This window comes from Peribacillus sp. SRI_006 (genome assembly GCF_057586375.1).
On sequence record NZ_JBYCZT010000007.1, the window covers coordinates 33,715 to 51,352 of the forward strand.

The 17,638-nt window shown below is 40.4% G+C and carries 16 protein-coding genes and 1 riboswitch; of the genes, 14 read left to right on the forward strand and 2 right to left on the reverse strand.

The genetic code is table 11. The features are described from left to right. Positions 1-13: 13 nt before the first annotated feature. The 9 genes from AC2YHV_RS11480 (at position 14) to AC2YHV_RS11520 (ending at position 9,938) form a co-directional block, all read left to right on the forward strand. A complete protein-coding gene (locus tag AC2YHV_RS11480; protein ID WP_307730013.1) occupies positions 14-541 on the forward strand; it encodes a spore maturation protein in 528 nt (175 codons plus the stop codon). Positions 542-844: 303 nt separating this feature from the next. Continuing rightward, complete coding sequence (rluB, locus tag AC2YHV_RS11485; protein WP_034308106.1) at positions 845-1,585, forward strand: 23S rRNA pseudouridine(2605) synthase RluB; 741 nt, start codon at positions 845-847, stop codon at positions 1,583-1,585. Positions 1,586-1,795: 210 nt separating this feature from the next. Then, a complete protein-coding gene (gene resA, locus AC2YHV_RS11490) occupies positions 1,796-2,326 on the forward strand; it encodes a thiol-disulfide oxidoreductase ResA (protein ID WP_098865316.1) in 531 nt (176 codons plus the stop codon). Between the two features lie 18 nt (positions 2,327-2,344). Beyond that, positions 2,345-3,994 carry a cytochrome c biogenesis protein ResB gene (gene resB, locus AC2YHV_RS11495; RefSeq protein ID WP_487373228.1) on the forward strand — a complete coding sequence of 550 codons (1,650 nt, stop codon included), beginning with the start codon at positions 2,345-2,347 and terminating at the stop codon, positions 3,992-3,994. Continuing rightward, positions 3,987-5,165, forward strand: coding sequence for a c-type cytochrome biogenesis protein CcsB (gene ccsB, locus AC2YHV_RS11500; protein WP_098865318.1), 1,179 nt, complete (start codon positions 3,987-3,989; stop codon positions 5,163-5,165). The genes resB and ccsB overlap by 8 nt, the downstream gene beginning before the upstream one ends. A 294-nt stretch (positions 5,166-5,459) precedes the next feature. Beyond that, on the forward strand, positions 5,460-6,176 hold the full coding sequence (locus tag AC2YHV_RS11505; protein WP_034308096.1) for a response regulator: 717 nt from the start codon (positions 5,460-5,462) through the stop codon (positions 6,174-6,176). Next, positions 6,173-7,966, forward strand: coding sequence for an ATP-binding protein (locus tag AC2YHV_RS11510; protein ID WP_034308094.1), 1,794 nt, complete (start codon positions 6,173-6,175; stop codon positions 7,964-7,966). Before AC2YHV_RS11505 ends, AC2YHV_RS11510 begins: the two co-directional genes overlap by 4 nt. Positions 7,967-8,182: 216 nt before the next feature. Then, positions 8,183-8,743 (forward strand): RNA polymerase sigma factor SigX, encoded by a 561-nt coding sequence (gene sigX, locus AC2YHV_RS11515; RefSeq protein ID WP_096338125.1) that lies wholly within the window; start codon positions 8,183-8,185, stop codon positions 8,741-8,743. Next, a complete protein-coding gene (locus AC2YHV_RS11520; RefSeq protein WP_487373229.1) occupies positions 8,709-9,938 on the forward strand; it encodes a hypothetical protein in 1,230 nt (409 codons plus the stop codon). The genes sigX and AC2YHV_RS11520 overlap by 35 nt, the downstream gene beginning before the upstream one ends. Positions 9,939-9,985: 47 nt before the next feature. On the opposite strand, the gene serA is transcribed toward AC2YHV_RS11520, so the two are convergent. Then, positions 9,986-11,560: a phosphoglycerate dehydrogenase gene (serA, locus tag AC2YHV_RS11525; RefSeq protein WP_487373230.1), complete on the reverse strand. Its 1,575-nt coding sequence runs from the start codon at positions 11,558-11,560 to the stop codon at positions 9,986-9,988. Between the two features lie 320 nt (positions 11,561-11,880). Continuing rightward, positions 11,881-12,017, forward strand: a riboswitch (FMN riboswitch). 164 nt (positions 12,018-12,181) lie between these two features. Between serA and AC2YHV_RS11530 the strand changes: the two genes are divergently transcribed. After that, positions 12,182-12,763: an ECF transporter S component gene (locus tag AC2YHV_RS11530; RefSeq protein WP_034308089.1), complete on the forward strand. Its 582-nt coding sequence runs from the start codon at positions 12,182-12,184 to the stop codon at positions 12,761-12,763. Between the two features lie 126 nt (positions 12,764-12,889). Here the strand turns inward: AC2YHV_RS11530 and AC2YHV_RS11535 are convergent, their stop codons facing one another. Continuing rightward, the gene (locus AC2YHV_RS11535) at positions 12,890-13,138 is read right to left on the reverse strand and encodes a ferredoxin (protein WP_034308087.1); all 249 of its coding nucleotides are present in this window, start codon (positions 13,136-13,138) and stop codon (positions 12,890-12,892) included. 290 nt (positions 13,139-13,428) lie between these two features. On the opposite strand from AC2YHV_RS11535, the gene AC2YHV_RS11540 reads away from it, so the two are divergent. From AC2YHV_RS11540 to AC2YHV_RS11555, 4 genes are read left to right on the forward strand one after another with little or no spacing between them, the layout of a single operon-like run. Then, entirely contained in the window at positions 13,429-14,493 is a 1,065-nt protein-coding gene (locus AC2YHV_RS11540; RefSeq protein WP_487373231.1) for a YpbB family protein, read from the forward strand. After that, positions 14,493-15,998 (forward strand): RecQ family ATP-dependent DNA helicase, encoded by a 1,506-nt coding sequence (locus AC2YHV_RS11545; RefSeq protein ID WP_487373232.1) that lies wholly within the window; start codon positions 14,493-14,495, stop codon positions 15,996-15,998. Before AC2YHV_RS11540 ends, AC2YHV_RS11545 begins: the two co-directional genes overlap by 1 nt. Beyond that, positions 15,988-16,614 (forward strand): CPBP family intramembrane glutamic endopeptidase, encoded by a 627-nt coding sequence (locus AC2YHV_RS11550; protein ID WP_411738604.1) that lies wholly within the window; start codon positions 15,988-15,990, stop codon positions 16,612-16,614. Before AC2YHV_RS11545 ends, AC2YHV_RS11550 begins: the two co-directional genes overlap by 11 nt. Continuing rightward, on the forward strand, positions 16,592-17,356 hold the full coding sequence (locus tag AC2YHV_RS11555) for a LysM peptidoglycan-binding domain-containing protein (protein WP_487373233.1): 765 nt from the start codon (positions 16,592-16,594) through the stop codon (positions 17,354-17,356). The genes AC2YHV_RS11550 and AC2YHV_RS11555 overlap by 23 nt, the downstream gene beginning before the upstream one ends. The last annotated feature ends 282 nt before the right edge of the window (positions 17,357-17,638 follow it).

The following is a 17,638-nucleotide window of genomic DNA, read 5'->3' on the forward strand; positions in this document are numbered from 1 at the left end:
GATGTTGCACTGGATGACCACCATTTCAATTTGGATGATACCGGTTTTGATCCTCGGAATATTACTGTATGGCACATTGAAAAGAGTTCCCACCTATGAGACCTTCGTTGAGGGGGGGAAAGAAGGAATCAACATGTCCTTTTCCCTTATTCCTTTCCTGGTAGGGATGCTTGTGGCGATTTCAGTATTTAGGGCATCAGGGGCCTTGGATTTCATTGTACAATCACTAAACCCCTTGCTTTCCTTTCTTCATTTTCCGTCTGAGGTTTTACCCCTTGCGATTATTAGACCAATATCCGGAACAGCGGCTTTAGGAATCACCAGCGACCTGATATCGGTTTATGGACCGGATTCCTTTGTTGGCCGCTTGGCTGCCACGATTCAGGGAAGTACGGATACCACGTTCTATGTATTGACCGTTTATTTTGGAGCCGTCGGAATCAAAAAAATGGGTGATGCCCTTAAGGTCGGCCTTTTGGCAGACTTGATCGGAATCATAGCTGCCGTTATTGTCGTCACACTGGTTTTCGGCATGAATTAAAAGGTAGGGAAATGGACGATTCCATTTCTTTTTTTTTGTCTTTTTTCTTAAAAGCAGCCATCCATTATTAAGGTGTATTCAAACTTTCATCAAAAGAAACATTTTTTTGTATGGAAAAATAAGCTATGTTACACTCATTATGGAAACCAACCCATTTAACCGTCCCATTATTGGTGTAATAATAAAAGAAAAGCTCTTAATCGCGAAAAACCTTTTGTTTTTGCCTCTCAATATGTAATAATTGTATGATTGTGTATGTATAGACAATAACAAACGAATGATTATACTATGGGGTGAAGATAGATGGAACGATTACAAAAGGTGATAGCACATGCTGGACTGGCTTCCCGCCGTAAAGCTGAAGAGTTGATTTTAGAAGGTAAGGTAAAAGTGAACGGCAAAGTAGTGAAGGAATTAGGTGTGAAAGTGGGGCCTAATGATAAGGTTGAGGTTAATGAAGTCCCGCTTGAAAAAGAAGCTCCGGTTTATTTCCTATTCTATAAACCGCGCGGCGTCATTTCGGCCGTTTCTGATGATAAGAACAGAAAAGTCGTAACGGACTTTTTCCCTTACATCAATGAACGGATTTATCCAGTTGGCCGCTTGGATTACGATACTTCGGGCTTGTTGATTTTAACCAATGACGGGGAATTTGCAAACACGTTAATGCATCCGAAGCATGAAGTGGATAAAGTGTATGTGGCAAAAGTGAAAGGGATGCCTTTGCGTGAAAGCTTGAAAAAGCTGGATAAGGGAATCAAGTTGGAGGATGGCAAGACTGCTCCGGCCAAGACAAGGGTATTGTCTACCGACAAGAAAAAGGAAACGGCCATAGTTGAAATCACAATACATGAAGGCAGGAATAGGCAAGTCCGCCGGATGTTCGAAGCAATTGGCCATCCCGTCATTAAATTGAAGAGGGAGCAATATGGTTTCTTGACCTTGGATGGTTTAACTGCAGGGGATTCCCGGGAGCTGACTCCACATGAAGTTAAATTAATGCGGACTTTAGCAACGACCGAGCCTAAACAGCGGAGAATGTAAGCTAGTATTTTGCCTGTATTGATAGGTTGAAACCACTACCCCTACTCTTCCCCTGGAAGAAATGGGTGGTGGAAAACAACCTGTAAATACCTTTTCCTTCATGAATCGGGAAAGAATGTCACAAAACCTTCAGAAATGCAAATATAAAGGACATGGTGTTAAATGGTATAATGGTATGGTTAAATTTAGTGTGGCCTTAGGAGGATCTCTATGGATAAAAAGAAGCGACGCCTCATTAGCAGAACCATCATTCTCCTGCTATTAGGTGCAGCTTTAGTGTTTGCCCTTTATACGAACTTCACTAAAGATAAGAATGAAAGCCTGAGAAAAGGATCCGATGCACCCAATTTCGTCTTGACTGATATGGAAGGTAAAGAGCATAAACTTTCAGATTACAAGGGAAAAGGCGTCTTCCTGAACTTTTGGGGTACATATTGCAAGCCGTGTGAATATGAAATGCCTTATATGGAAAATCAATATAAAAACTTTAAAGACCAGGGCGTTGAGATATTGGCCGTTAACGTCGGGGAATCTGACTATGCTGTCGATAATTTCATTACAAAGCATGACCTTACCTTTCCTGTCATGATCGATAAAGGTAGGGAAGTGGAAAATGCTTACCGCGTGGATATATTGCCTGTCTCCTTTTTGGTTGATAAAGAGGGGAAAGTGATAGATATCATCACCGGAGCTTTGACAGAAGAGAGCATCCAAAAGCATATGGAGAGAATTAAACCATAATATTGGGGAGTTTTTGACATGAAAGAAGTAAAATGCGATTGTGGTCATGTAAATCCGTTTGGCACAAAGATATGCGGGAAATGCGGAATGGTGCTTGGTAACGAAAAAGAGATTCAGCTTATTGATATGAGATATGAAGGAAGTGCCAGGCGTTCACAAACATATAAAAAAACGATCATCGATAAAATATGGAATTTCTTTTCTTCCGTTAAGGTCGGGGTGACGCTCATAGTCATTGCTTTGATCGCTTCAGCTATCGGGACGATTTTACCCCAGGAAATGTACATCCCTTCAACCGCGACGCCTGCAGAGCATTATGAACTGGAATATGGCTGGTTCGGAAGGGTGTATTATGAACTCGGGTTTCATAACTTGTATAGTTCATGGTGGTATTTGATTATCATAGGCATGCTGGGCATATCACTATTGATTGCCAGTATCGACCGGTTCTTTCCGTTATATCGATCGTTAAAAAAGCAAGGGGTCACACGTCATGACGGTTTCATGAAACGTCAGCGGATTTATGGGGTGACAAAGCTTGAAGACCACGATATAAACCTTGAAGAAGTAAAGGATAGACTAAAAAGGCAGCGTTATCATATACGAGAGGAAAACGGTCATATACTTGCCGAAAAAGGTCGTTTTTCACGTTGGGGACCCTATGTCAATCATATTGGACTTATCATTTTCTTAATTGGAGCATTATTGCGTTCCGTCCCTGGGATGTATATCGACAAAGTACTCTGGCTGCGTGAAGGCGAGAGGAAAGAAATCCCCGGTACAAATGGTGAATACTATCTTCAGAATAATGAATTTACCTTAGAGGTGTATGACAAAGAGAGTGAAGAAGATAAGCAGTACAGTGCTGCAATTGATAAAACCGGTACGATCGCTAAAACATATCAATCCGATGTTACGCTCTATGAGCGCAAGGGAGAAACCTTACCAGGGGAAAAAGTGGACCTTGATAAGCTTAAAGATTATAAAATCAAAGTCAATGAACCTCTGAAACATGATCATTATGCCCTTTACCAAGTAGACTATAAATTGGATGAGCTCAGTACGATGGCTTTTAATTTGATAAATAAAAAAACCGAAGAGAAATATGGAAGCTTAAAGGTTGATTTGAACAACCCGCAAAAGAAATACGAGTTGAAAGAAGGATATTCCGTTGACTTGATCAGTTACTTCCCTGATTTCGAGTTCGATGAAAAAGGCGAACCTAGAACGATATCGAAGATTCCGAATAATCCAGCATTTATCTTTAAGATGCATACTCCGGATAAGCCAGAGGGTGAAGTCAGTTTCGTAGCGATTAAGGAGACTGTGGAGCCTTTAGGGGAAAATACTTATAAAATGGCTTTTAATGGTGTGGAAACCCAAGATGTCACGGCTTTGACCGTCAGGAAGGATTTAACCCTTTGGATCTTATTCACGGGTGGAATCATCTTCATGATCGGCGTTGTCCAAGGGTCTTATTGGAATCATCGGCGTATATGGATCAAGAGGAAAGATGATGAGATACTTTTGGCCGGCCATACAAACAAAAACTGGCACGGCATTAAAAGAGATATAAAACAAGCGATAGAATCAACATCACTTTCCGAACCAATGGATCAACTTGAAGAGGAGAAATCTTCTAGTAAGGGGGAAGTTTTAAATGGCTGAATTAAGCAGTAACCTTTTATATGCAGCTTTCATTTTATATCTGATCGCTACCTTTTTATTCGGGGGATCGATCAAGGATAAACGCGGTGCGGAGGAAAAGAAACAAAACAAATGGGCAAAACTGGGCATTTTCGTCACCATTATCGGGTTTGCGGCGCAAATTGGGTATTTCTTCACTAGATGGATTGCTGCCGGGCATGCCCCGGTAAGTAACCTGTTTGAATTTACGACCTTTTTCGGAATGATGCTGGTCGGTGCTTTCATATTAATTTATTTTCTTTATAAAACACCTGCCCTTGGGCTATTCGCTTTACCGATAGCATTATTGATAATCGCTTATGCAAGTATGTTCCCTACAGAAATTTCGCCACTCATCCCTGCTTTGCAGAGTGATTGGCTCCATATTCATGTAACGACTGCAGCGGCAGGACAGTCAATCCTTGCCATAAGTTTCGTTACTGCCATCATTTATTTAATCAAGTTCGTTGATCAGACACAATCAAGCAAAAGAACGTTCTGGCTTGAAGTCATCATGTTCACATTAGTCTGCACCATCGGTTTCGTCATCATCACTTCTTCTTTTGCTGCAATGGATTATAAGGCGAATTTTGATTGGGTCGATAAAAAAGGTGCCGAAGTCAAACAGGAATTCAACCTGCCGGCATTGGTAGGGCCCAATGAAGGGAAACTCATCGAGACGGATCGATTTGAACCGCTGGTGGACATGCCTCCACTGATCAATGCCAAGAAACTGAATACTGTTCTTTGGTCATTCGGCATGGGACTTGTCCTGTATGGTTTAATAAGGTTGATTGCTCGCAAAAGAGTGGCAGCTTTGATTAAACCGATCGTTAAAAATGTGAATTTGAATTTATTGGACGAGATTAGTTATCGTTCGGTCCTTATCGGTTTTCCGATCTTTACACTCGGTGCCCTCATTTTTGCAATGATCTGGGCCCAAGTGGCCTGGACACGATTCTGGGGCTGGGATCCGAAAGAGGTCTGGGCATTGGTTACTTGGTTGTTTTATGCGGCTTTCTTGCATCTGCGGATGTCAAAGGGGTGGCAAGGGGAAAAATCGGCTTGGCTTGCCGTCATCGGTTTTGCCATCATCATGTTTAACCTGATTTTCGTCAATCTTGTTATTGCTGGTTTGCATTCATATGCTTGATTCTGTATTGTAATGTTTAGATGAAGGGGGTCTTTTGATAGAAACGTCGAGAGTTGGCTTATCGATTTTTCTAGAAAATGATCCCTTTTTCTGTCAATCCCATTCAATGGGAATATTTCGGTGAAATAGTAATTATCCATTCTTGATGGGCGGTCGGAGTCTTTTTTGTGACAAAATGGTGAAAGGTTCATGGAAGCCTTGTGAAATCGGCTCTTTATCGTACGATGTAAGGAAAAAGTATTAGTCATGGAAGTATTCATTTTGTAGAATATATGATAGGAGGCTGATTACATAATGTATAACGCTATTAAAATTCTCGTGGTGGATGATGAGGAAAGAATCCGCCGGCTGCTAAAGATGTATTTGGAAAGGGAAGAATACATAATCGATGAAGCTGAAAATGGAGATATGGCTTTAACAAAAGCCCTTGAAAATGATTATGATTTAATTTTATTGGATATTATGATGCCTGGGAAAGATGGAATCGAAGTTTGCCGTGAATTAAGGGAAAAGAAAACGACTCCAATTATCATGCTGACGGCTAAAGGGGAAGAAGTGAACCGTGTTCAAGGATTCGAAGTGGGGACTGATGATTATATCGTAAAGCCGTTCAGTCCCCGTGAAGTCGTGTTAAGGGTTAAAGCTTTATTGCGTCGCTCTTCAAGCACAGGTTACATGCAGACGGAAACGACGGCAAAAGATGTGATCGTCTTCTCGCATCTAACAATAGATAATGATGCCCACCGTGTACTTGCTGATAACAAAGAGGTTTCATTAACACCGAAAGAATATGAATTGTTATATTTCTTGGCGAAATCCCCAGATAAGGTTTTTGACCGGGAGCAATTGTTAAAAGAAGTATGGCACTATGAATTCTTTGGAGATCTTCGAACTGTAGACACGCATGTTAAACGCTTGCGTGAAAAATTAAACCGCATATCCGAAAACGCAGCCAAGATGATTGTGACCGTTTGGGGTGTAGGTTACAAGTTCGAAGTCATTAATGACTGATGCTATGGGGCAGTGTTGTAGGGAAGCTATGGGCCACGATCCTATTGCTCGTGTCGTTTGTATTAATTGTTTTAACCGTTCTGCTGGTCGAATTCTTTGAGAATTTCCAAATTGAAAATATTGAAAATGATTTAACCAAAACGGCTGAACAAATCATTAAGGTGACCAATGAACATCAGGGATCCAGCAATGAGGTATTACAAATAGCTTCGGAATTAATAGGCAATGAAACGAAAATGATCATTCTTAATGATGACAAAATGGTATTCTCATCCATCGGTGGAGATAATGAGTTTGAAATCACGCCGGAACTCATTAAAAATGACCCCGAATTGCTCAAGGTTTTTACGGAAAGAAAGACTGTAAAAAAGGAAATGGCGCTATCGGATGATGCGGGAAACGAGGGCTTATCCGCAATCGTGGTAGGCATTCCGCTTGAATTGAATGGGGAACAGGATGAAGTGTTCCTATTTCAATCGTTGGAGTCCATGGAAGAAACCACAAAATCCACTACACAGTTCATTTTATTGGCAGCAGGCATCGCCATTATTTTGACAACGATTTTTGCTTTCTTTTTATCTACAAGAATCAATGCTCCATTGGTGAAGATGAGGGAAGCCGCCCTAGCGATTGCCCGGGGGAAATTTGATACAAAGGTTCCAATACTGACTCAAGATGAAATCGGTGAGCTGGCCATAGCGTTTAATCAGATGAGAAAGCAACTGAAATTCAACATGAATGCACTTAGTCAGGAAAAGGAACATCTCTCCAGCATTCTTAGCAGTATGGCAGATGGGGTCATCACCTTCAATAAAGACGGCACAATTCTTGAAACGAATCCGCCAGCGGAAAGGTTTCTGCAATCCTGGTATTTTGAAAAGGGCTATAACCGGGAAGATAATGTGAATGTCCCTTTGGTTTTGATGAATCTTTTTGATGAATCTGAGTCCTTCGATAAGGAACAAGTCGGTGAAATTACCTTGCAGGGCCGTAATTGGGGATTGATTGTCAGTCCGCTATATACAAATGGTGACAATATTCGGGGAGCGGTGGCCATCATAAGGGATATGAGTGATGAAAGACGTATGGACAAACTCAGGACTGATTTCATAGCGAATGTCTCCCATGAGTTAAGGACCCCGATTTCAATGTTGCAAGGATATAGTGAAGCGATTGTAGATGACATTGCGGGCAGTGAAGAGGAAAAGGTGGAAATGGCCCGCATCATCTATGATGAATCTTTAAGAATGGGACGTTTGGTCAATGATCTACTCGATCTAGCTAAATTGGAATCGGGTAAAATGAATCTTAGCTATGAATGTGTACCCGTTTCTCCATATTTAAAGAGGATTACAAGTAAGTTTTCTGGGCTGGCTAAAGAAAAAGGGATTACAATATCAGCCAGCCTGCAAGACAATCAGATTCAATGGCATTTCGATCCGGACCGTATTGAACAGGTTTTGACCAATTTAATTGATAATGCGATTCGTCATACTCCCCCAGGCGGTAACATTGATGTCATTCAGAGGACAAGTGATCGAAGGGGACTGATCATTGATGTGAGGGACTCTGGATCTGGAATTCCCGAAGAGGATCTGCCTTTTGTATTCGAGAGGTTTTATAAAGCGGATAAAGCAAGGACCCGCGGCCGTTCGGGTACCGGATTGGGTTTGGCAATCGTAAAAAATATAATCAATGCCCATGATGGCTACATTTCGGTAAACAGTTTACCTAATAAAGGGACGACATTCAGTATCATTTTGCCACGAATTATGGAAAACGCTGAATGAATGACAGGTGGATCGCCAGATAATCTTGTCTCATAAAGAACTGCGAAGACAAAGGCAATTGGATTTCTTTCCAACTTGTCTTTGTTTTTTTAGGACACAAAATAAGAAGTACCTGATATGTGGAAATTAACGGAATTTTATAATAAGATTAAAGCCGAAGTATGTAACTTTTGTTTAGAATTGACGACTATATTTATGAACGGATGTGGGGAAATGATGGATTCCGTTTTCCACGATCTTTATGAAAAATATCATCAGGAAATATATCAATTCATTTTTTATATGACTAAAAATCGAGAAACCGCCGAAGACCTTGTTCAGGAGGTCTATATCCGGGTGATGAAGGCCTATGAACGCTTCGAAGGAAAAAGCAGTGAAAAAACGTGGATGTATTCGATTGCCAGAAATGTGACGATTGATCACTTTCGGAAACAAAAAGGGTGGAAAGACAAAATCTTTCCTAATTTTGATTGGGATAGGCAATTGCTGAAAGATGAAGAGCCCATTCCCGAGGAAGTGGCTATCAAGAACGATGAAATCCAAGATATTTACCAATGCTTAAACCGGTGTACCACGAATCAAAGATCCGTGATCATTTTACGATATATTCAGGGATTGTCCATTACGGAAACTTCTGAAGTATTGAATTGGAGTGAAAGTAAGGTAAAAACGACCCAGCACCGAGCTTTGAAGGCCATTAAAAAGTTGATGGAAGATTTATCAGGAAAGGAGGGCAACCGCATTGAGGAAATCCCGTTGGAAAGAAAGCGAAATTGAAGACATGCTGCGCGAGCTTCCGACATTAAAAGATGACCGGACCAAGGCAGAGGTGTATGCGAGAATACATGATGAAAAGAAAAAGAAGAAGAAACACTGGATACCTCTATTCGCGGGTGTTGCCTCCTTATTCTTAATGGTTGTTTTGGCATCATCATTCATTATTGAAAAAAAAGGAACGACAAGTCGAGAAGGCAGCGGCAGCAGTGGGAAATTATCTCTATCTGAAAGTAAGGAAATGGCAGATCTTGATCGGAAGGATTCAAGTAACCAAGAAAAGCCCTCAGAAGATAAACAGGAAGCTCAAGAGTTTTCGAGTAACCAAGCGAAAATCGAATCCAAAGACAAGTTTTCAGAAATGGAACCGCGAAAAGGGGAAAAGGAAAAAACATTTGAACAAGCGATCTACCAGGATGACCTTAAAAATGCCTCGATCATTACGATGGGTATCCCGGATGATCAAATGAATTTCATCGTTCCCATATCAATTAAACTTAAACATCATGATGAAAGTGATACACTGAATCAGTTAGTTAATCAAATGTCCGATATTGATGAAGCGCAATATGGGCTATCTGACTATTTTCCGCTTGATATAAAGATTAGCCAAGGAAACGATATAAACACTGCCCATATCGATTTTCCAGAAAAAAGCCAACTGTTGGCTGAAGATACACTTTTTCTCCATTCGATGGAAGAAACGCTTTCCTATAACAATATAGAGAAAATGACATTTTCCACAGAAGGTAAGCAAGGTGCCAGGTTTGCGCATGCGGGATATTTAAAGGAGGTGGATATACCTCATCAAAAAAAACGCACATACCTTCTTTATCAAAGGGATGAGTCCTCTCCAAGTTTCCTTGTTCCAAGCAATATGGGTTATCGGGACTTTGAGGAGGCGCTTTCTGCCGGAAAAGGGGAGGCGGACATCGAGGGAATTTCACCTGCAATCCCTCATGACCTGAAATGGGAAAGGATAAGCACTAATGGAGATCTTGTGACCATTCACCTATCAGATCAAGCCGTTATTGAAAATAGTGAGGAAACCCTTCAAGCTTTAGAAGCCATACTCTTCATAGCTAAGGATTTTGGTTTTGAAAAAGTGAAGTTTGAAAATGCTCCTATTGAAGAGGTGGGAAAGCTGAATTTAACTGAAGACATAATGGTGCCCGAAGCACCGAACCAAGTGAATTGAATGCATTAACAGAAAAAAGTGCCCGCGCTGCGGGCACTTTTTTCTTCTTATAATGAAATACGGGCCAAGAACGTAATTTCTTCTGTTTCCATTAAAAACTGTTTCATGTTGTCTTCTAATGGTAAATCGAAGCTCAAAACCATGATGGCTTCACCGCCAGCTTCTTTTCGGCCAACCTGCATGGTGGCGATATTCACTCCGTGATCACCCAGGACCTTACCTACGTTACCGATTACACCGGGTTTATCGGTATGCTGGATATAAAGTAAATTCGATTCTGGGTGAAAGTCGATTTTGAAACCATTCAAACTTACAATTCGAGAACTGTAATTTTCGATATAGGTCCCACTTATTGTTAATTCTCGGTTGTCACCTTTTACTTTAAGGCTGATCAAATTCGAGTAACCTAAAGAGTCCGTAGAGATTTTTTCACCAATGGTTATACCACGCTCTTTTGCGATCAACAAGGCATTCACTTCATTGACTGATGCATCGACTCTTGATCTTAAAAAGCCGGAGATTAAACTTTTTGTAAGAATCGCGGTATCGAAATCCAAAGATTCTCCTGCATATGTAACGGAGATTTCCTGAATTCCTTCATTCATGCACTGGGAACCAATCGATCCCATTTGCTGAACAAGTTGATGGAATGGCTGTACCTTTTCAAACACTTCTTTAGATATGGCTGGAAGGTTGATTGAGCTTGAGACTGGATTTCCTTCGAAATAGGTCAAAACTTCTTGGGCAACCTGTACGGCGACATTCAATTGGGCTTCTTTCGTGGAAGCGCCTAGATGCGGTGTAGCAATGACGCTGTCCAGTTCCAGCAGTTTATGGCCAAGTGGAGGTTCTTCGACGAAAACGTCCAGTGCCGCCCCTGCAACATGCCCTTGAACTAACATTTCATATAAATCATCTTCGTCTAGAATTCCACCACGGGCGCAGTTCAGTACATAAACCCCTTTTTTACAGGTAAGCAGTTTTTCTTTATTAATTAATCCTCTAGTTTCATTCGTTAGTGGTGTATGAACAGTAATGATGTCTGCTTTAGGAAGCAATTCATCCAATGGCAGGGCCGTTACGGACATTTTCTTTGCACGATCTACAGTCAGGAACGGGTCATAGACAATGACATCCATGCCAAACACTTTAGCACGTTTGGCAATTTCCCCTCCGATGCGTCCAAATCCAACTATGCCTAATGTTTTTCCACGAAGTTCAGTTCCCGTATAGGAGGAACGTTTCCACTCCCCATTTTTCAATGAAGCATAAGCTTGCGGAATGTGGCGCATTAATGAAGCCATCATCGCGAATGTATGTTCAGCTGTTGAAATGGTGTTGCCGTCAGGTGCATTAACCACGACAATCCCGCGTTTTGTCGCTGCGGGGATGTCTATGTTATCAACACCGACACCAGCGCGTGCTATAATTTTCAACTGCGGCATACGGTTCATTAAATCTTCCGAAACCTTTGTTGCACTTCTCACAAGAATTGCATCGATCTGATCAAGTTCGTTTGCAGCTTCCTCTACGGTCTTCTGAATGAGCTGAATATTGGATGCCTCTGAAAGCGGTCCAAGTCCTTCTGGTTTAATGGCGTCTGCTACTAAAATCCGATACACGTCTAAACACCTTCCTAAGGAAAAAGTTATCTTAAATTTCAGTTAATTTTACAATTGAAATGCTGATAATGTCAATTTGGCATATCTGAATGAAAGCGCTTAAACAAATGATTTTCAACTGATCATCCGTTTAAGGTGGCGATATAAATAGCTTCGCTCCTTTTGCAAAAAATTTTCGAATTGCCATATTGTAAATCCGCTGTTTGTTTTAAGCCGTTCACTGCGACAATCGATATTCATCCTACATGCATCAAATGAGAAAAAATGCTATCAAAAAAAAGGCATTTCAGATATAATGGGAAGTATAAAAAATTTTATAGGTCTATCTTCGGGGCGGGGCGCAATTCCCCACCGGCGGTGATGAAGGAATTTCTACTTCTAAGCCCGCGAGCCTTACAAGGCAGGATTTGGTGTGATTCCAAAGCCGACAGTATAGTCTGGATGGGAGAAGATGGAGGTTCCTTAGTGCGTTTCAACAGTTATTTGCTGAACGTTTGTTTGATGTAACCTTTAATTTATCCCTTTAATTCCATTGGAATTAAAGGGTTTTTATTGAACATCAACATATTTTGGAATCCTAACCTCTTTTTCAGGTAGATCGGAAAAGAAGGAGAGAGAACTATGAAAAAGAACAAAGTGAAAAAAATGGTCTCACTTGCCATGATGGGAAGCATTTCGTATTTATTGATGCTTTTAAATTTCCCGTTTCCAGGATTCCCGCCTTTTCTCAATGTTGATTTTAGCGACATACCAGCACTGATGGCGGCATTGATTTTCGGTCCGATGGCTGGAATTCTAGTCGAGTTCATTAAAAACCTATTGGATTTAGTCATGACAGGGACCTTGACTGCTGTGCCTGTGGGGCATATCGCTAACTTTATAGCCGGAATACTGTTTGTCTTGCCGACTTATTATGTATTTCAGAAAATCAATTCAAAAAAAGGAATGACGTTCGCCTTACTTGCGGGAACAGTTTCCATGGCAGTATTCATGAGCGTATTAAACTATTTTGTCTTTTTACCGGCTTATACCTTCTTTATGGGATGGGATGCCATGTCGGCGCCCGAGTCAAGAAAGTTCGTTACGACGGCAATCTTGCCTTTCAACGTGATTAAAGGCGTGCTTATCACATCTGTATTCATGTTGCTGTTCATTAAATTACAGACATGGATCAATAAGCAAACATTATATAAAAATGCTTAACGGCATTGACGATAGAAATGAAAAAACAACCGGATATCCATATCCGGTTGTTTTATTATGCCTGTTTTTTGGTATGTGCATTGGCCAAAAGAAAAAGCCATTCTCGATTGAAAATGGCTTGTACCTTTATTCGAATTTTAGTGCATCTCCGTCAAATGCCTCGTCAGCAACTTTGATGGAATCCGTTGGGCATCCTTCAAATGCATCCATCATGTCGTCTATAAGTACATCTGGAATTTCAACGATACCCTCGTTATCGTCAAGGGTAACAAATGCAATCCCTTCGTCATCATAATCATATATATCTGGTGCAGCTGCTCCGCAAGCTCCACAAGCTATGCATGTTTCTTTATCCACAATAGTAAATTTAGCCATGAATATAACCCCTCCTAAGTTGATTAACAACTGATAATCTTTTTATTTCAGATTATTATCTCTTTCCTATTGTAAGACCGAATGCCAAACTTTTCAATAGAAATTGTATTGATAATAACTATCATGTAGTTGAATGTCAACGAAAAACATCGAAAAAATTAACTTGGTCCTTTCCATGTTTCGTCATTTAGTCACATAATTTCCGTTGTATTCATCAATAATAACGGCGGTTTTTGCAGATTTTTGTTACAATGGGTTTATTGGTTAAATGAAACAAGGATGTGAGTCCCATGAATAATTATCTACAGGCCATCATTCTATATGCGATAAAAAAATTTCAAGGTGAGCGCTCCATTTATGCTATATACCATATGCTGCAGGGGAAGAAATCGTCACAAACCATCCAAGATGCCCATTTATTCGGGTTAACGGATATTTTTGGGACAATGCCTCGATTTACCCGTCAGCAATTAAATCAAAACATTGAACATTCACTTAAGCATGACTTAATTAATTTAACGGATAAACCGGATGCATATGAAATTAGTTTGCAAGGTGAACGAATGTTGGACGATTACTTTAAAAATAATCCTTTTCCGGAGTATTTAAATGGTTGGAAGTATCACAATATCACCCCTGTTTTCTGGGGAAGGTTAAATTTACTCATTCAAACCATATCCCATATTGTCCACAATGAAAGACGTTTTTATCCGATACAACGAAATCCCAAAATTCAATTCTTCGTAAAGGAATTTTTACATGCCAATCGTCAGGATCGAGCGTTGATTGCCCAACATTTATATGATGAACTGGTATCCCTTTTAGAAAATCAAAGTGATATGAAACGAGACATTTTCATTTTGAAATTGACCGGGATAAACAGGATTGGTCTAACGTTTGAACAGATTGCCAAAAGGAAAAATACGGAAGAAGAGTATGTTCGCTATACATTCCTTGACTCATTGCATCAAATGCTTGCAGAAATGGAAATGGGTGGTGATTACCCTCTCTTATCCTCATTGACCAATGATTGGAAAAGAAGTGGTAATCCTCATTTGACACAATCTACAAAGACTACTTTACGATACATCCAGGAAGGGAAAAACCTCGGTGAAATAGCTGAAATCCGCAGATTGAAAGTCAACACCATCGAAGATCACCTCGTAGAAATTGTTTTATCGGAAAAGGATTTTCCGATTTCCGATTATGTGACAATCGAGGATGAGAGGGAAATTGCTGAAGCGATTAAGGAACTTGGTATAAAAAAGCTTAAAGCTATCAAGCAGATGGTCGATAATAAACAAATAAGCTTTTTCCAAATAAGACTTGTACTTGCGAAAATAGGTGAGAGATGATGAACATAGAACGAGTCCTCAAAGAAAAATTCGGTTTTGATGAATTCCGTCCTGGACAGAAGGAAGTGGTTGAATCATTGATGTCCGGCCGTCATACATTAGCGATGCTCCCAACCGGGTCAGGTAAATCATTATGTTATCAGCTGCCGGCTTATCTGGTGAATAAGACTGTCATAATTGTCTCCCCGTTATTATCTTTAATGCAGGATCAAGCGGATCAGCTGAAGATGAGCGGCGAAAAAAGTGTATTGACCCTCAACTCTTTTTTGACGCTTAATCAAAAAAGGAAAGCCTTCGATCGGTTACATAGTTATCGATTTATCTTTTTATCTCCTGAAATGCTGAGCATCGATGGTGTGATAAAATCCTTGAAATCCATAGAAATAGGTTTGTTCGTCATAGACGAAGCACACTGCATTTCACAATGGGGGTACGATTTCCGTCCGGATTATTTGAATTTAGGAGAAGTGAGGCGTGAGCTGAATAATCCGTTGACGCTTGCCCTGACGGCAACTGCAACCGATGAGGTCCGGAGGGACATCATTGTTAAACTTAACATTGGGCAGGCCGAGGAAATGGTTTCATCGGTTGATCGTGAAAATATTGCCATTATTATCGAGCGAATGTTCAGCTACGATGAGAAGCTAGCCCGTGTGCTGGAGCTTGTCAGGAAATTTACCGGAAGCGGAATTATTTATTTTTCCTCTAAAAAAGTGGCGGAATCAGTCGCTGGGTTTTTACAGGATAACGGGATCGATAGTGTCAATTATTATCACGGTGGAATGGAGCAGGAACAAAGGATGCTCATTCAGCAGCAATTCATTTCCGGCCAGTTGAAAATCATATGCGCAACAAGTGCCTTTGGAATGGGTGTGAATAAATCGGATGTCAGATATGTTATCCATTATCATATCCCGTCCACGATGGAAGCATATCTCCAGGAGATTGGCAGGGCGGGGCGAGACCGGAAACAAAGTGTGGCTGTCTTATTATATAGCGAAGGGGATGAAGGGCTTCCCCTTCATTTGATGGAGCAACAGTTGCCTACGGATTCGCAAATCGATGGTGTATGTTCTTTCCTTAATGAATCTCAAAAGAATTTGGCGAATTTGACCCCCTCAGAAAAAGAGCAGCTGTCGCAATCCTTTTCGTTAAACGAAATCCAGCTCCGTTTTTTTACCCAGTTTATTATGGGCAATAACCAGGATCAAGTGGCAGAGATGAAAGAGTATTGTAAGAAGAGGAAAATCAGGAATCAAGAAAAGCTGCATAAATTCCTTCACTGGATATATGCACAGGAATGTCGCCGTTCAGGGATACTGGACTATTTTGGAGAAAAGCATCGGGAAGCGAACCCCATCTGCTGTGATATCTGTGGGATGGATACCGAAAAAATGGCAGATGTTTGGCCGGAAGTAAAGGTGGATCCGGCCAATTCCTTTTCCACTTGGAAAAAGGAATTGGCTTATATCTTACTAAAGAAGGAAAATGGCAATGAAAAATAAGCAAGCTGAATTAATTAAACAACTTACAGATAAACAGTTGCTATATAATTTGTTTCTTACACAAATTATTCTCTTAACGTTAGCGACCTTTTTAGGTATTATTTTATTTAGAGACCGTTCTGCTTTTTTCGACTTATTTATCTTTGATGACCTGAACATTTTGCTGATTGGTGTTCCTGCGGGAGTCATTGTCGTGTTAATTGACATATTGCTTATGAAAGTGACACCATCTTCCTATCACGATGATGGCGGCATTAATGAACGTATTTTCAGTAATTTGTCATACCCGATGATATTTGTCGTAGCTTTGGTGGTAGCGATAAGTGAAGAAGTATTATTCCGAGGAGTGTTGCAAACACATTTTGGGTTGCTACTTACGAGCCTCATTTTTGCAGCTGTTCATTATCGTTACCTTTTTAATTGGTTTTTATTTTTAAATGTATTGGTTTTGAGCTTCTTTATCGGGTTTCTATTTGAAATGACTAATAATATCATCGTGACGATAACGGCCCACTTTTTGATTGACTTTATCCTTGGTATTTTAATCAGGAACAAAAAGCAAAGAGGGTTTAGCAAGAAAGGGGGTGACTTGAATGAGCCGGGTGCAAAAGAATGAAAAAGAAAATGATCAGGCTGGTGAACTTCGTTCGCGAATTGAACGCCAGAAGGCTAAGTCATCATTGCCTAAACGGAGCAAAGTCCACCAGAATAAAAAGAAAAAAAGTAAAGTGAAGATTAAACTTCCAATGATACAATTATTAGCGTTATTTTTCATTTTGCTTCCAATTGGATTTTACAGCCTTTATACATATTTTCAGGAGAGGCCTTTACCTGTTACTAAAAGTGACCAAGTCGTCTTAAAAGAGGAAGATAAAGAATCGATTCCAACTACAGCAACGGCAGAGGACTTAAAGGAAAAAGAGTCGGCAAAGGCTGAAGCGGAGAAAGAAAAAGAAGAAGCTGAGGCTAAGGCTAAAGCCAAAGCCAAAGCGCAGCAGGAAGCTAAGGAAAAAGCCAAGGCACAGGAAGAAGCTGAAGAAAAGGCTAAAGTGCAGCGAGAAGCTGAGGCTAAATCCAAAGCGCAGCAAGAAGCAGAGGAAAAGGCCAAAGTGCAGCAAGAAGCAGAGGAAAAGGCAAAGAAAGCAGCAGCAGAAAAGAAAAATGTACAAGCCGCTAAATCGGATAAAGAGGAATACAAAGTTGTTTTACATACTGTTCAAGGTGAAGAAACATTATTTCGCATTTCAATGAATTACTACAAATCACAGGAAGGGATTGCTCTGATCAGGGAGTGGAATGGGCTGAATGGCAATGAAATTTCCAGGGGTCAGGTTTTGAAAATTCCGATCAAGAAATAATGATGGCACCTTAAGAAAAAATTAAGTTTTTAAATCCTTCTATTTCAAAACAAAAAAGACTTTAGGCAAAAGGAGTTCTACCTTAATGTTAAAACAAAGTTGATTGGAGCGGGTGTTCGAGACTCCTGCGGGGAAAGCGAGTGCCAGAAGTGAAAATCAACATTCAAATTTTAAAAACCTAAAACGAGTTTGTCTCCAGTCTGACCCTGTCTTTATAGGCAGGGTATTTTTAATATTGTTCAACTTGGTTAAGTATGAAGGCCATCGTGACAGGTACATTAT

What these genes read in the sequence shown, in the direction of transcription:
- AC2YHV_RS11480 (WP_307730013.1), top strand. Translation starts at nt 14, where the DNA reads ATGACCACCATTTCAATTTGGATGATACCGGTTTTGATCCTCGGAATA.
- rluB (WP_034308106.1), top strand. Translation starts at nt 845, where the DNA reads ATGGAACGATTACAAAAGGTGATAGCACATGCTGGACTGGCTTCCCGC.
- resA (WP_098865316.1), top strand. Translation starts at nt 1,796, where the DNA reads ATGGATAAAAAGAAGCGACGCCTCATTAGCAGAACCATCATTCTCCTG.
- resB (WP_487373228.1), top strand. Translation starts at nt 2,345, where the DNA reads ATGAAAGAAGTAAAATGCGATTGTGGTCATGTAAATCCGTTTGGCACA.
- ccsB (WP_098865318.1), top strand. Translation starts at nt 3,987, where the DNA reads ATGGCTGAATTAAGCAGTAACCTTTTATATGCAGCTTTCATTTTATAT.
- AC2YHV_RS11505 (WP_034308096.1), top strand. Translation starts at nt 5,460, where the DNA reads ATGTATAACGCTATTAAAATTCTCGTGGTGGATGATGAGGAAAGAATC.
- sigX (WP_096338125.1), top strand. Translation starts at nt 8,183, where the DNA reads ATGGATTCCGTTTTCCACGATCTTTATGAAAAATATCATCAGGAAATA.
- AC2YHV_RS11530 (WP_034308089.1), top strand. Translation starts at nt 12,182, where the DNA reads ATGAAAAAGAACAAAGTGAAAAAAATGGTCTCACTTGCCATGATGGGA.
- AC2YHV_RS11535 (WP_034308087.1), bottom strand. Translation starts at nt 13,138, where the DNA reads ATGGCTAAATTTACTATTGTGGATAAAGAAACATGCATAGCTTGTGGA.
- AC2YHV_RS11540 (WP_487373231.1), top strand. Translation starts at nt 13,429, where the DNA reads ATGAATAATTATCTACAGGCCATCATTCTATATGCGATAAAAAAATTT.
- AC2YHV_RS11545 (WP_487373232.1), top strand. Translation starts at nt 14,493, where the DNA reads ATGAACATAGAACGAGTCCTCAAAGAAAAATTCGGTTTTGATGAATTC.
- AC2YHV_RS11550 (WP_411738604.1), top strand. Translation starts at nt 15,988, where the DNA reads ATGAAAAATAAGCAAGCTGAATTAATTAAACAACTTACAGATAAACAG.
- AC2YHV_RS11555 (WP_487373233.1), top strand. Translation starts at nt 16,592, where the DNA reads ATGAGCCGGGTGCAAAAGAATGAAAAAGAAAATGATCAGGCTGGTGAA.